Source organism: Acinetobacter sp. 778_lipA, from assembly GCF_058242985.1.
The window spans coordinates 1,755,255-1,770,202 of record NZ_JBZAYT010000001.1; the positions used below are offsets into that span (position 1 = coordinate 1,755,255).

The 14,948-nt window shown below is 37.4% G+C and carries 15 protein-coding genes; 12 read left to right on the forward strand and 3 right to left on the reverse strand.

What is annotated here, in order from left to right; all coding sequences use genetic code 11:
* Window positions 1-22: 22 nt before the first annotated feature.
* The 8 genes from AC4CUY_RS08205 to AC4CUY_RS08240 all read left to right on the forward strand — a co-directional run bounded on the left by AC4CUY_RS08205 (window position 23) and on the right by AC4CUY_RS08240 (window position 8,205).
* Complete coding sequence (locus tag AC4CUY_RS08205; RefSeq protein ID WP_419820519.1) at window positions 23-634, forward strand: LysE family translocator; 612 nt, start codon at window positions 23-25, stop codon at window positions 632-634.
* A 347-nt stretch (window positions 635-981) separates the two neighbouring features.
* A complete protein-coding gene (locus AC4CUY_RS08210) occupies window positions 982-1,341 on the forward strand; it encodes a hypothetical protein (RefSeq protein ID WP_419327392.1) in 360 nt (119 codons plus the stop codon).
* A gap of 113 nt (window positions 1,342-1,454) precedes the next feature.
* Window positions 1,455-2,048, forward strand: coding sequence for a hypothetical protein (locus AC4CUY_RS08215; protein ID WP_419327393.1), 594 nt, complete (start codon window positions 1,455-1,457; stop codon window positions 2,046-2,048).
* Window positions 2,049-2,142: 94 nt separating this feature from the next.
* A complete protein-coding gene (locus AC4CUY_RS08220) occupies window positions 2,143-3,159 on the forward strand; it encodes an aspartate carbamoyltransferase catalytic subunit (RefSeq protein ID WP_004721095.1) in 1,017 nt (338 codons plus the stop codon).
* Window positions 3,160-3,175: 16 nt separating this feature from the next.
* Window positions 3,176-4,411 carry a dihydroorotase gene (locus AC4CUY_RS08225; RefSeq protein WP_336953099.1) on the forward strand — a complete coding sequence of 412 codons (1,236 nt, stop codon included), beginning with the start codon at window positions 3,176-3,178 and terminating at the stop codon, window positions 4,409-4,411.
* 193 nt (window positions 4,412-4,604) lie between these two features.
* Entirely contained in the window at window positions 4,605-6,155 is a 1,551-nt protein-coding gene (locus tag AC4CUY_RS08230) for an OmpA family protein (protein WP_336953098.1), read from the forward strand.
* Between the two features lie 144 nt (window positions 6,156-6,299).
* A complete protein-coding gene (locus AC4CUY_RS08235) occupies window positions 6,300-7,334 on the forward strand; it encodes a DUF1311 domain-containing protein (protein ID WP_419820518.1) in 1,035 nt (344 codons plus the stop codon).
* Between the two features lie 91 nt (window positions 7,335-7,425).
* A complete protein-coding gene (locus AC4CUY_RS08240; RefSeq protein WP_490773966.1) occupies window positions 7,426-8,205 on the forward strand; it encodes a Rossmann-like and DUF2520 domain-containing protein in 780 nt (259 codons plus the stop codon).
* Between the two features lie 42 nt (window positions 8,206-8,247).
* Here the strand turns inward: AC4CUY_RS08240 and AC4CUY_RS08245 are convergent, their stop codons facing one another.
* Both AC4CUY_RS08245 and AC4CUY_RS08250 read right to left on the reverse strand, forming a co-directional pair.
* Window positions 8,248-8,406 (reverse strand): hypothetical protein, encoded by a 159-nt coding sequence (locus AC4CUY_RS08245; RefSeq protein WP_004721086.1) that lies wholly within the window; start codon window positions 8,404-8,406, stop codon window positions 8,248-8,250.
* 129 nt (window positions 8,407-8,535) lie between these two features.
* Window positions 8,536-9,939, reverse strand: a complete 1,404-nt coding sequence (locus AC4CUY_RS08250; RefSeq protein WP_490773967.1) for an aminotransferase-like domain-containing protein — start codon at window positions 9,937-9,939, stop codon at window positions 8,536-8,538.
* A gap of 155 nt (window positions 9,940-10,094) precedes the next feature.
* On the opposite strand from AC4CUY_RS08250, the gene AC4CUY_RS08255 reads away from it, so the two are divergent.
* Window positions 10,095-10,949 carry a hypothetical protein gene (locus AC4CUY_RS08255; protein ID WP_483769993.1) on the forward strand — a complete coding sequence of 285 codons (855 nt, stop codon included), beginning with the start codon at window positions 10,095-10,097 and terminating at the stop codon, window positions 10,947-10,949.
* Between the two features lie 118 nt (window positions 10,950-11,067).
* Here AC4CUY_RS08255 and AC4CUY_RS08260 read toward each other — a convergent pair whose 3' ends face one another.
* On the reverse strand, window positions 11,068-11,952 hold the full coding sequence (locus AC4CUY_RS08260; protein WP_336953092.1) for a LysR family transcriptional regulator: 885 nt from the start codon (window positions 11,950-11,952) through the stop codon (window positions 11,068-11,070).
* 167 nt (window positions 11,953-12,119) lie between these two features.
* Here AC4CUY_RS08260 and AC4CUY_RS08265 point away from each other — a divergent pair, with 167 nt between their 5' ends.
* Genes AC4CUY_RS08265 through AC4CUY_RS08275 form a run of 3 tightly spaced genes read left to right on the forward strand, consistent with a single transcriptional unit; the run spans window position 12,120 to window position 14,942 of the window.
* Window positions 12,120-12,806 (forward strand): hydrolase, encoded by a 687-nt coding sequence (locus AC4CUY_RS08265; RefSeq protein WP_004821006.1) that lies wholly within the window; start codon window positions 12,120-12,122, stop codon window positions 12,804-12,806.
* 39 nt (window positions 12,807-12,845) lie between these two features.
* Entirely contained in the window at window positions 12,846-14,720 is a 1,875-nt protein-coding gene (locus AC4CUY_RS08270) for an amidohydrolase (protein ID WP_419359303.1), read from the forward strand.
* A gap of 57 nt (window positions 14,721-14,777) precedes the next feature.
* Window positions 14,778-14,942 (forward strand): DUF1427 family protein, encoded by a 165-nt coding sequence (locus tag AC4CUY_RS08275; RefSeq protein WP_004721074.1) that lies wholly within the window; start codon window positions 14,778-14,780, stop codon window positions 14,940-14,942.
* Window positions 14,943-14,948: the final 6 nt, after the last annotated feature.

Below are 14,948 nucleotides of genomic sequence, written 5' to 3' on the forward strand. Positions count from 1 at the left end.
GATCGAATAAAGAATTTAAAAAATGCTTAGTCTTATTGTTTCAATGTTTATTTTTTCGCTGTCTATGTCGATTTCACCAGGACCTGTGAATTTAACTATTTTAACCAGCAGTATGAATTATGGTGTAAAAGCAACTTTTGCATTTATCTCAGGGGCGACCATTGGTTTTACCTTGTTATTGGCATCGGTCTGTTTTGGTTTATATCAAATGATTGTGGTTTATCCTGTACTTCTTGATGTGATCACGATTTTAGGTACAGTTTTATTGTTGTGGATTGGACTGAATATTCTACGTGCAAAAGGGACATTTATCTCTAGTCAATCCCAAGATGAAGCAAAAATACCGACCTTTATACAAGGTGCGTTAATGCAATGGCTAAATCCCAAAGCATGGATTGCCGCAGTGGCGGGTACAGGGCTATTTTCAACGGGGCATATTCATGCTGTTTTATTGGTTTTTGTAGTGATTTATTTTGTCGTCTGTTATCTATCTTTATTGCTATGGGGGATTGCTGGTGAAAAGTTAGCAAGCTTTTTAAATATAGGAAATCGAGCACGTCTTTTTAATATCGTGATGGGATTGTTATTGATTTTGATTTCATTGGAAATGTGTTGGCGCTATTTTTATCATTAAAATTTGATTTAAAATTCTTTTATTACTGAAATCATTTAAGAACAAGAAAAATTTGCATGCAGTATTACAATTTATATAGATGAATCATCTATGAATAAAGCACACGTGTATTCTTTATTTATGATGATGAGAGCAAATTTCATAACGGAGTAATTTCTAGATCTATCTGACGCTCCGCAATGTGTAGGGCGAGTTCTAGTCGGTAAACTTTTAAATAGAGAATAATGTGTATGCATTATTAATTCATTTTATGGCGTGATTTTGGTACACAATTTGCTTAATTATCCATCGTATTGGCTCAGAAATTTAATTGAATTTTTAATGAATTAATAAATACGGGGATTTCTATGCAAGATCTTAACAACAGCAGATTTATTGCACATGCAGATGCGTTTTCCATTGGGGCATTAATCTTAACGCGATTAAGACGTGTGACAGGGCGCGTTATTGATGTAATGTATTTAGTGGATAATAAAAGCTATGCACAGTATGTGATTGATATGTCATTGGCGACTCAAGATCCAGAATTAAATCGGCATGCCTTGCGCTTACAGCATTTATTAGAACAGGAACAACCAGTTTCTTCTGTGAATACGCTAACCACAACGCAAGTTGAACAAAGCGAGGAAGCATATGTTTCTGGTGCAACAGAAGAAGAAATTTATCAAGCACAAGTTTCACATCACTATATTGGTGCATTGAGATAAGTCGGGCATTAAGCTCTAACTATTGGGTTAGAGCTTGATTGATACAGTGTGATTAAAAATTAAAACTCATATATAGTATTTTTTAAGCTGAGGATAAGCTGTGAGACAATCTCTTGAGTTATACGAAATTAAATGCAGAAATTAGCAAATATTTAAAAAACAACCAAATGATTTACGTGGGTACCGCTGATGAGTCGGAACAACAAACTGAACTGCGATTAAGACACTATGATCAAGCAAAGGCTGCTGTGTTTAACCTGTGGATTGAACAGAAAAAATATAAAGAATTGATCTCTTGTGCGCATGGGCGTTGGTATCCTTATGAGGATTTTACTCTGCCATTGGCACAATATTTTGCTGCTCAACAGGATTTGCCACATTTAAAATTTCTTTGTGAACATGAGATCCGCTTTCGTTTAGAAGATACCTTAAGGTGCTTAAAACGTGTAAAAGAATATGATGTGACATTAAGCAATATAAAAATATTGGAATATCAATTGCATGATTTTGATCCACAAATTTACCATCCAATAGCAGAATTACTTAAATGGCGTAATCAATCCTTGCTGAGAATAGATGCTTATATCAAGCTTTTAAAAGATCAATCAGATATTGATTACATCAATATAATTCAGCAACTTCGAGAAAAATTAATGAACTTAACGCTCAAACTGGCAGACTTAAAGCAGATCAAATTTAAAATTTGATCGCTGACTTTTATGACTATTTGTCCAAAACTTCAACTGCCAAAGAAAAAGAAAATCTGTATAATACGTTAACTTAACCTCTAAGGAATCTCTCATGCACTTGGCGGCATTGCATACACCGAGTCAGATTCAACTCAATAATGACGGAAACTTAAAGCATTTCCTCACCATCGAAGGTCTTTCTAAAGCAACCCTCACCAAAATTCTAGATACAGCCCATTCCTTTATAAATGATCAAAATCAACTGATAACGACACCACTTTTAGAAGGTCGTACAGTGATGAACTTATTCTTTGAAAATTCGACACGTACACGAACTACTTTTGAAGCGGCTGCAAAACGGTTATCTGCAAATGTATTGAACATTGATATTGCACGATCAAGTACTTCAAAAGGGGAAACATTGCGCGATACGCTATGGAACCTCGAAGCGATGGCAGCAGATATTTTTGTTGTACGCCACTCTTCATCAGGCGCAGCGCATTTTATTGCTGAAACAGTTTGTCCGCATGTTGCAATCATCAATGCTGGAGATGGGCGTCATGCTCATCCAACTCAAGCAATGTTAGATATGTTAACCATTCGCCGTGAAACGAAAAAGAATTTTGAAGACATTAGTCTGGCGATTATTGGTGATATTAAGCATTCGCGTGTTGCACGTTCAGATATCGCAGCTTTGCAGACTTTAGGTTGCAAAGATATCCGTGTAATTGCACCAAATACTTTGCTTCCGTGTGGTTTTGACGAATATGGTGAAGGTGTTCGCTTGTTCAATAAAATGGATGAAGGCATTAAAGACTGTGATGTGATCATTACTTTACGTATTCAAAATGAACGTATTGATTCACCAGCTTTGTCGTCACAAGCTGAATTTTACAAAATGTATGGTTTAAATAAAGATCGTCTTGCCATGGCTAAACCCGATTGTATTGTTATGCATCCGGGACCGATGAACCGCGGTGTAGAGATTGATTCTAGTATTGCTGATGGTGCACAGTCGGTAATTTTGCATCAAGTGACCAATGGTATTGCAGTGCGAATGGCTGTTTTGGCTTTGGCAATGCAAGGTCAGTTGCAAGAGAAAGGTTTGTTAGAAGCAATTGCGGTTTAAGGTGAAGGATAAAGTCATGAGTAGTGTAAAAATTGAAAATGTACGTGTCTTAGACCCAATAAAAAAAACTGACACTGTACAAACGGTTTATGTTGAACATGGAAAAATAGTCGAATCATCTGCCAATGTTGTAGATACAATTGACGGACAAGGCAAATGGTTGATACCCACCATGGTGGATTTGTGTGCACGGTTACGCGAGCCAGGTCAGCAACAGCATGGTACCTTGAAGTCAGAAGGTAAAGCCGCACGTGAAAATGGTATTTTGCATGTATTTACCCCACCTGATTCAAAGCCGATCGTGCAAGATAATGGTGCTTTGATTCATGGACTGGTAGAAAAGGCCATGTTAGATGGTGGTATTCATTTACAAGTGATTGGTGCACAAACCCAAGGTTTAAATGGTAAACAACCCGCAAATATGGCAGGTTTAAAAAAGGGGGGGTGTACTGCTGTTTCAAATGCCTATGCTACTTTTAAAGACGATGATGTGGTTCTGCGTACCTTGGAATATGCGGCTGGTTTAGACATGACTGTAGTGTTTTATCCAGAAGAGCACCAGATCGCAAAAGATGGTTGTGTACATGAGGGGTTTATTGCCTCACGTCAGGGATTACCAATGATTCCAGCACTGGCTGAAACAGTTGCTATTGCGAAATACCTATTGATGATTGAAGCGACAAGCGTCAAAGCGCACTTTGGTTTGCTTTCAAGTGGTGCATCTGTAGAGTTGATTAAAATTGCAAAAAACAAAGGTTTGCCAGTGACAGCAGATGTTGCAATGCATCAATTGCATTTAACAGAACACTTAATTGATGGTTTTAACTCTTTGGCACATGTGCGCCCACCATTACGTGCTGAAAAAGATAAAGAATTACTGCGCCAAGGCGTCAAAGACGGTGTGATTGATGCGATTTGTACGCATCATGAACCTTTGAGTGGTTCTGCGAAATTAGCGCCTTTTGCCGAGACTTTACCCGGTATTAGCGCATTTGATACTTATGTCTCTTTTGGGGTTCAATTGGTCCGTGAAGGTTTGTTTGAGCCTTTAGAATGGGTTGAAAAAGTCACGCTCGCTCCTGCAAAAGTGGCCAATATGACGGATCGTTGGGTAAAAGAATCGGGTTGGGCTTTGGTTGATCCAGATTTGGAATGGGTTGTTAACAATGACAGTATTTTATCTCATGGAAAAAATACGCCATTAATCGATCAAAAAATGATTGGTAAAGTGCTCCATACTTTTATTGGCTAAGATGTAAATTTTACATAAGCCTAAAAAAGTAAACAAAAAGCCAGCATAAGCTGGCTTTTCAAATAGATATTGAACACATTGCGCTACAAAAAGCTATTATAACTATTAGAATTTAATCACTAGAATAAAAAACGATCAATAAAATGATTATTAAAGTGACAAATACAACAATGAAATCGGAGTGTCCAAAATTATGAATATTATTGAGCTTTTAAAAGAACGGGTGACCACAAAAGTTTTACAGGGTGATCTTCAGTTTCAAGACGAAAAAATCGGTGCTTTAAGTGCCTTTTACCCCATTCTCCTTTCTGTTTTAAAATCAAAACCTGAACTCATTGACACACTGCAGCAAAATCTAAATCCTCGCTTAAGCGATATTTTCAGTCATCAACCAGAAACGGTCGCGCATTTTTTAGGCTTGGTTGCGGGCAATGCACCAACTCAAGACATTGAAACCACATTAAACCATTCTATTGCTCCAACTTTATCATTGCTTGCAGATCAAGCAGGCTCAGATAGTAAACATGAAATTTTTGATTTTATCAAAGCACAATGGAACAATATTCAGGATGCTTTGCCCGCTTGGGCAACAGGATTATTTGCAACATTAGGCTTAAGTGTAGGTGGTCTTGGTTTCGCAGGCACTACTCAAGCTGCTCCCGTGGCTGAGGCTGTTATCCCCCCTGTAGAGCCTGTGGCACCCACACCTATACAAAGTGTATCTCCAACACCAGTACCCCTTGATACGTCTACAATCACAACAAATTCGATCCAAGATGAACCTAAAAAATCCAATTGGTTATTGCCAATTATTGCTTTGTTGGTGATTGCAGGATTGGCCGCATTGTTATTTAAACAATGCAGTAGCAAACCGCCTGCTGGGGGAGATCCAGTAAGCAGTGGAGCTTCACAAGCTGTTGCTGATTTGCAAGCTGCTGAACTGCAAATTTCTACAGATGTTGAAGGTAAATTAGCAAGTTGTCAGGCACAATCGAGTAGTCAATCTTTATTAGACAGCTTAAAAACCAGTATTGCCTCAGTGTTTGGTCAAACCGATCATTGTCAAGTTACAGCCAGCAGTGCTTATGCCGCTGATTTGCCAGATCAAAATGCTGTAGATCAGGTGTTGGCTAAAATTAAAGGTATTCCAAATATTTCACTGGCTTGGATCGGTGATCAACTTACCATTCAAACACCAAATTTAGCGCAAGCACAAAAATTGGCAGATGAGTTAAAAGCTATTGCTCCTAATCTACATATTTCTGTAGAGCAAACAGCCGATGCAAATGCAGCTGCAACAAGCAGTGCTGCAAATGTAGATACAAGTAATTCACAAGCAGACCAAGCACTTTCAAGCATTCAGGCAGATAAAGCCAATGTAAATGATATTGCCGCTGCATTGAATTTACAGGTGATTAATTTTGCGACAGGTTCTTCTGGTATTCCAGAAGCCAATAAAGCGATTTTGGATAAAGCAGCGAATTTGTTAAAACAACTACCAGATGCAAAACTCGTGGTTAAAGGCTATACCGATAATGTTGGGAATGCGGATTCAAACAAAAAATTATCTGAAAAACGTGCAAAATCGGTTGTGGCATATTTGGTTGAAAAGGGCGTACATACCTCACAGTTAACTGCTGAAGGACATGGTCAAGACAATCCAATTGCAGATAATTCAACCAAAGAAGGGCAATTTAAAAACCGTCGTATTGAGTTTGAAGTACTTGGTGCAACGACACCATAATCTTTTAAAGTGGTATGTTCGGTGCTAAAACAGGCTTAAATTGTATAAAAAGCTTCTGAATATCCAGAAGCTTTTTATTTTTTACTCGAAAATTCTTCAATTATTTGGTTAAATGATCCACATAAAAATATGATCGGATAAACAATGAATAAATCATTAAACCCATTATTTATGATTGCTGCGATTTCTAGTACCTTGATGCTGTCAGGCTGTGATTACTTCAAAAAGAAAAAAGATGAAGGTAATGCTGAACTTGCAGAGTGGAGCTGTACCAATCAAGATAATATCAATCAAATTCAAAAATATTTGAAAGATGAGTATTTGCGTGAAGTCGCAGACAATATTAAAAATTCTGGTTATGAAGCTGACCAAGCACTACTTCAGAAAATTAACAATGCTTTAAAGTTTGAAGTGAAGAATGTTCGTACGATCACTGAAGACTCTTCTAAAACCAACCAGTTGGAATGTGAAAGTCAGTTAGTGGTTCAATTCCCGAAAGGCTTACAACAGCGTGCTGAAAATTCATATGCAGAATTTGGGCAAGATTGTGAGGATGAATGTGAAGGTGATGGGTATCGCAGCATACGTGAATATATCGAAGCTGGTGAATCTAAATTGGTACTAGCCAATGATCAGTTGAAAGGCAAGTTTAATTATAATGTTGTGAAAACAGACAAAGATGGCTTAACCCTTGATGTGCTTAATCAGGATGCAGTTATTCAAGGGGTAACTTTTGTTACGGTAAAAGCAGTGCAATACGCAGCCTATATGAAAGAAAATAAAGATATGCGTGAACGCGAGCAGGTCAACCAAATTGAAAATGCAGAGCAAACAGCGCTTGCACAAAAAGCCATGGATATCCGTAAAAAAGAGCTAGATGAAGAAAAACTCAAACAAGTCGATCGTTTAAACCAGACTTGGGATAGTTTGAGTGATGAACAAAAAGAACAGTTTAAGCAAGATCAAGCAGAATGGTTTGAAAAACGTGATGTTGATTGTAAAGTCATTTCACAGAAAAGTTTTGGCGATATTCCAGATAGCGAAATTGAAACCTATCAGCAACAACGTCAATATTGGGATGATGCGATGTCTCAGCAAAACAAAGAGATGCAATATACCAAGTGTTTTAATAAACGTACCGCTGAGCGAATTATTTATTTAAACAATGCATTAAATTGATGTAGTTATCAAAATGATCTGAGAGGGATGAATTGATTCATCCCTTTTTTATTGGCATGCTGTAACTATATTTAAAGTTTTAGATGTTGATATGCGTATTAGTATTGTTGGTTCAGGTCGTGTTGCTACACATTTTGCAAAAGCATTGTCAAAACAACATCATATTGTTCAGATTTATAGTCGTGATTTAAACAATGCACAACGCTTAGCCCAGCTGGTGAATGCTCAGGCAATTGATGTTGTGCATTGTATAGAACCTAAAATTGATTTATTAATTATTGCGGTGAGTGACCAAGCCATTGCTCAAGTCATTCAAACGATTCATTCGCAACTTTCGGATGTTTTGATTGTTCATACTTCTGGCAGTACCAATCTCAATATATTGACTGAACACCATGTAAAATCTGGGGTTTTTTATCCCTTACAGACTTTTAGCTTTGAACGTGAAGTGGATTGGCAGAATACCCCTTTGTTTATTGAAACGGTTTTGCAAGAAGATTTGTCTATTTTAACGACGTTAGCAAATAGTCTAAGTAATCAGGTTTATCCCTATAATTCAGCGCAGCGGCTGAGCTTACATCTGGCAGGGGTATTTGCTTGTAATTTTACAAATTATTGTTATGACATGGCTAAACAAGTGGTCGATGCACAGCAGGTCGATTTTAATTTACTGTATCCATTAATTTTGGAAACAGCAAAAAAAGCCACTCAAAATGATCCTCAAACAATGCAGACGGGTCCTGCAAGGCGTGGAGATGTGAATATTTTAAATATGCATCAGCGCATGTTACAGGATATGGGACGGGAAGATCTTAAAGATGCCTATACACTTTTAAGCCAACAGATACAGAAAAAACACTCACTTGATTAAGTGAGTGTTTTATCAATCATATCTTTTGAAATCAATTGAGATTTAGTTTAAAGCAGCGTGATCTGCACCGATTGTGACAATAACACCAATACAAAACAGGCTACAGTAGATAAAAAACCAGATGATCATGCGTTTAAAGGCTTTGTCTGAAATCGAGCTATCAGCATATTGTGGTTTTTTAGGGCTTTTGTCATCATTCATCGCAAAATCTCTTTCTGCTTAATATAGATTCATTATGGATAGAAACGAATTCACACTGTAGATACAAAAAATTAGAAAAAAACTATAACAGATAAGTAAGCAATGATGAATCTGTTATAAAAATTCAGCTTATGTTGCGACTGATTTACCAATAATATGAATCAATTCATTTAATGCATTTTGAATCTTTTCATTCATTTCAAATGAACAATTCATCCGAATAAAGTGATTTTGTTGATTGCTAATATTAAATAAGCTGCTCGGTGCGACACTGACACCGTGTTCTAACATGTGTTGATAGATGTCATTACTATCGACCTGTTCAGGCAATTCAATCCATAAAAAGTACCCGGAAGGATAATAATTGACATGGCATTGCTCAGGTAAATGGGTTTTTAAATAATTAAAATATTGTTTTTTATAGCGTTGTAAGGTGGAACGTAAAGTTTTTAAATGTTTTTCATAATGACGATGAGAGAGATATTCAACCAAGGCATTTTGGATAAATGAGTTGACTGAAAGGGTACTCATAAGTTGAGTGTGCTGAATATGTTCAGAGAATTTCCCTGCATAGACCCAACCGATACGAAAACCTGCACCTAATGTTTTTGAAAAAGAAGAACAATGTAGCACCCAATTTTGTTGATCAAAGTACTTCATCGAGAGGGGTTTTTTTTGATCATAGTAAAGTTCTTCATAGACATCATCTTCAATCAAATAAATCTGATATTGGTTGAGTAACTTAGCCAATTTTAATTTAATTTCATCACTCACAGTAAAGCCAATTGGATTCTGACCATTTAACATCATCAAACACACTTTAATTGGATATTTTAAAATTGCGTGTTCGAATGCATCTAAATCAATGCCATGTTCAGGGTGCTCTGGAATAGTAATTACTTTTAATCCAAGTCGTTCAGCCGCTTGCCATGCACCATAAAAAATCGTCTGTTGTAATAAAATATAGTCCCCAGCTTGCGTAAGTGCTTGCAATGAAAGATTTAATGCATCCAAACCTCCAGAGGTAATCACAATATCAGATGGATCAGTGGGGATGCCTTGCATCGCATATTTCTGTGCAATAATTTTTCTAAGTTGATAATTTCCGGGCGGGAGACTTGGAGTTTGTTCATAGCTACGCCGTTGTCGAGCAAGTTGTCCAAGCGTTTGTATCAGTTTAGCGGAGTAGAGCAACTGGCTATTGGGAAAGGCAGAACCTAAAGGGATAATGTGTTCAGACTGTGTAGATTTCAAATATTTGAAAACAATTGAGTTAATTTCAACTGTTTCATTAATCACATGTAATGTGGTGGGATGATCTGAACTTTGTTCTACCACAAAATACCCTGACTTTTCTTTTGAATAAATCAGGCCTTGCGCTTCGAGCTCTTGATAAGCATTCATCACCGTAATTAGACTTAACCCTGATTGTTGAACCTGTTGGCGTAGTGAGGGTAATTTTTCATGTGCTTTCCACGTCCCATTTTCAATCAATAATTTTAGGCTATGGGCCAGTTGTTCAGATTTATACATAGGTCAATGCAAGTGAGTATTTAAAATAACTATAACAGACGCAATCAGTACAGCTCTATCTGTTATATATTTTTTCTAAAATTTTGTGGCTATATTTCTTTTTGATTTCTTTTCAAAATAGTCGCACGCGATGCTGTATAGAATGAGGCAGGGATATGTTTGTTACGACTCAGTTGAATGTGCTCACACAAGTTTTATTTGAGCATGGTTGCTCTGAAAAGGTGATAGAACAACTCAATCAAAGATTTGTAAACTTAGAAGCAACATTGTTGCGTGCCAAAGTCTTACGTGAATTTTCAAAAAAGAAAAGTACAGCGATTATCCAATCTGCAATTGCTTCAAATGATTTAAGTCTGGCTTATTTGTTTTCACCGTTTATTTTGGCGAATTTAAATCAAACAGTGCTTTACTCAACACTTTTTACGGCACAGGTTCAAGATATTTTAAAACCTTATTATCAGGTTGAAAAAACCATGAACTTGACCAAGGATGATGTCGTTCTAGAAAGTTTAAATCTCTTTTTAGATCTACAAGATCAAACATGGGATGCACAGGAATTTGTTTATTTTCAGTTGTTCAAAGCACTGACTCAGGCAGAAGTTTATCGTATCTTTTTAATTACAGATCAACCGATCAATCCAGATTATTTGTTTGAAATAGAATGTTTTTTTAAGGTTCGAATTTTCTTGGTAAATCCCGAAAATGAGCAAGATGGTCTAAATCTGCAATTAGATCATCATGATAATAAATTAAATATGCAGAAGCTTTTGTTTAAATATAAAGATGATTTTAATGTAGCTTTATGTCGTAAATTTTCAGAAATGAATGCTAAAATTTTAAATTTATCAGGTCTTTATGATCTAGTACAAGCGCAAAACCTAGTCGAAGATATGTTTTATTCTGAGCATATTTATGAAAAACTATCGGTTTATGCTGAATATATGCAGACCCGATTACAGAACAATGTGTTTAGTCCAAAATTCAAATCTGTGTCAAGTTTGCAAGCTTAGATGCTGAGTATTTGCATACACAACGCTTTATTGAAGTGCTTTATGTATTGTATAAAGATACAACATGAGCCGTGAATACTTAGTTCTTAGGTAAAAGTCTGGTCCAAAGCTTTATATTTTAGCGATCAGATAAGTGTTTTTTGAGATGATCTAAAAAGAGCTTCACTTTTTTTGGAATCTTTTGTTGAGATGGCGTAATTGCATAAAAATAAAGTTGCTTTGAATGATAGTCTTCTAAACAACGAACAATTTTTCCAGCATCTTGATCTTTTTTTGCTAAAAAATCGGGTAAAAATATAATGCCTTGATCTTGTTTACAAAAATCTAAAAGGAAATCGCCACTATTGCATGTCAATTTCGGCGTACAGTAAATAGTTTCTTCTTTTTTATTCTTATTCAGCACAATTTTAGTACTTGAATCGGTTTGTGAATACAACAATAGACTGTGCTGTTTTAACTCATCGATTGTATTGGGTACGCCAAATTTTGCAAAATAAGCTGTAGTTGCATAAAAATGTCGATGATAGGTACTAAACAGGTGGGCATTACGCTGATCAATATCTTGACTGATTCTGAGAACAATATCATATTGATCTTCACTGATATTTAAAAACTTATCTGAAAGAAACAAGTCTATTTTGATGTTGGGATACTGTGTCATAAATTTAGAAATGATCTCGGTAAGATGCGCATGTCTAAATGAATGAGGTGCATTGATTCTGAGTTTACCCTCGGGATATTTCTGGTCGTGGGTAAAGTCACTGGTTGCCCATTCAAACTCACTCATAATGACTTTAGAGTGTTGATAAAATTTTTCACCTGAATGAGTTAAATCCATTTTGCGGGTATTGCGGATGAACAGGACCGTATTAAAAATAGTTTCCAAATGGCAAATTCTTTTCGCAACTTGATCTCTAGTAATGTTTAAGTGACGTGATGCACTGCTGAAATTTCCATATTCAACGACACTAATAAAAGTATTGATACAGTCTAATTTATCCATTTAATTTTAAAGTACTCTTCACTTGAATGATTAAAGTAACGCATCATCCTATGCTGATCAATCATTGTATCTTTTTAGGATACAGTTTGTATTTAAAATAGTGTCTAGTGGTTTACGTGTATTTTTGCTTTTATATAAATTCCTTTATAAATGTGTTGCGAATCAAAATGAATAAAGCATTTTTAGAACAACTTACACCTCAAAACTGTCAAATCATCTTTATTGATCAACAACCACAAATGGCTTTTGGCGTACAGTCAATTGATCGTCAAACTTTAAAAAATAATGTGGTGGGATTGGCTAAAGCCGCTCAGGTTTTTAATATTCCAACCACCATTACAACAGTAGAAACAGAAAGTTTTTCAGGGCACACTTTTCCAGAATTATTAAATGTGTTCCCTGAAGCCCCTTTACTCGAAAGAACCTCTATGAACTCATGGGATGACCAAAAGGTTCGTGATGCATTGGCAGCCAATCATCGTAAAAAAATTATCGTATCGGGTTTATGGACTGAAGTTTGCAATATTACATTCGCTTTTGGTGCAATGCTGGAAGGTGATTATGAAATTTATATGGTTGCCGATGCTTCAGGTGGAACTTCAAAAGAAGCACATGATTATGCGATGCAACGGATGATTCAAGCAGGCGTGGTTCCTGTAACCTGGCAACAAGTTTTACTTGAGTGGCAACGTGATTGGGCACATCGTGAAACTTATGATGCAGTGATGGACATTGTGCGTGAACATTCGGGTGCATACGGTATGGGCGTAGATTATGCATATACTATGGTACATAAAGCGCCAGAAAGAACCACAACGCAACATGAAGTTATTGCACCTGTGTCAGCAAAATAAACCTTATGGATATAAATATTCATCTACATGGAGATGATCATGACAGATGTACAGTTAATTCTTAAGAACGGCAAAATTACCACGCTTGACCCGAAACAGCCTGAAGTGGATGCAATTGCGATTGCTGACGGAAAAATGTTTGCCACAGGTGATGAAAATAGCATCATGAAGTTGGCCAACGACTCGACAAAAGTGATTGATTTAAATGGTCGTCGCGTTATTCCCGGTTTAAATGACAGCCATCTCCATATTATCCGTGGCGGGCTTAACTATAATATGGAGTTGCGTTGGGAAGGGGTTCCGACTGTTAAAGATGCTTTAAGCTTACTCAAAGAGCAGGCAGAAAATACGCCAGCACCACAGTGGGTACGTGTTGTCGGTGGGTGGACTGAATTCCAATTCGCAGAAAAGCGTTTACCAACTTTAGCTGAAATCAATAAAGCTGCACCTGATACCCCAGTTTTTATTCTGCATTTATATGCAAGTGCAATGCTGAACAGAGCAGCATTAGATGTCTTAGGTTTTAATAAAGATACTCCTGATCCACCCGGGGGCAGAATAGAACGCAACGAAAAAGGCGAGCCAACAGGTTTATTATTGGCAACGCCTTCTGCTGCAATTTTGTATTCAACACTGGGCAAGGCACCCAAATTACCCGTCGAAGATCAAGTGAATTCTACCCGACATTTTATGCGTGAGTTAAATCGGCTCGGTGTCACTTCTGCGATAGATGCCGGAGGGGGTGGGCAAAACTATCCAGATGATTATGCAGTGATCAATCAATTGCATGAAAAAGATCAAATGACCGTTCGTATTGCTTATAACCTCTTTGCACAAAAAGCTGGTGAAGAGTTAGAAGATTATCAACGATGGACAGAAATGACGTTTCCTGGCGATGGTGATGCATTATTGATGATGAATGGTGCGGGTGAAAACCTGACTTGGTCAGCTGGTGATTTTGAGGATTTTTATGATCCTCGCCCAGATCTTCCAGAAAAAATGGAAACTGAATTAGAAGCTATTGTTGAACATTTGTCTGAGAAGAAATGGCCGTTTCGAATTCACGCCACCTATGATGAAAGCATTAGTCGATTGCTCAATGTTTTTGAACGTGTCAATGGTAAAAAGCCATTTGAAACCCGTTTTATTATTGACCATGCAGAGACGGTTTCAGAAAAAAACATAGAACGGATTGGTGCCCTCGGTGGAGGAATTGCCATTCAACACCGTATGGCGTATCAAGGCGAAATCTTTGTTCAGCGTTATGGTGCCGATGCAGCCAAAGACACGCCTCCGGTAAAAAAAATGCTTGAGTTGGGTGTACCAGTGGGCGCTGGAACAGATGCGACGCGTGTTGCATCATACAATCCTTGGGTCTGTTTGGCATGGTTAACCACAGGTAAAACCGTGGGTGGTTTTACTTTATATGATGAGAAAGACTTACTTGATCGTCAAACAGCGTTAAGACTATGGACCAAAGGATCTGCTTGGTTTTCAGGCGAGCAAAACCATAAAGGCGCTTTAGTCGCAGGGGAACATGCGGACCTAGTTGTACTCTCAGATGACTATCTCACTGTTGAGGGCGATGAAATTCAATTTATTGAATCAGTCATGACGGTGATGGACGGTAAAGTGGTCTATGCGGGTGCCGAATTTAAGCAACAAGATCCACCGATTCCACCCGCATCGCCTGATTGGTCACCAGTCAAGCGATTTGGCGGGCAGTGGCGCCACTCTGAAAATCGTAATGCGCCTTCCTTACAACCCTTACAAAAAGATTCAGCAGTGTGTGCATGTTCTAGCAGCTGTGGCATGCATGGACATTCGCATGCATGGATGCTTGATGTTCCTATCAATGATCAGGATAAAAAATCATTTTGGGGCGCATTAGGCTGTTCTTGTTTTGCTTTTTAAAACCAACCTAAAAAATTCCATCTGGAACTAGGTGGAATTTTATTGGGGGAGAAATTTATGAAAATCTATCTGATCTCTTTGGCCGTTGGGTTGTTGGTTGGCGTGTTGTATTACCTATTAAATGTGAAATCTCCAGCCCCTCCTTTTGTGGCCCTATGCGGTTTATTGGGGATGGTTATTGGCGAACAACTCATGCCAATGATTAAAAACTTATTATCCTAACGATAG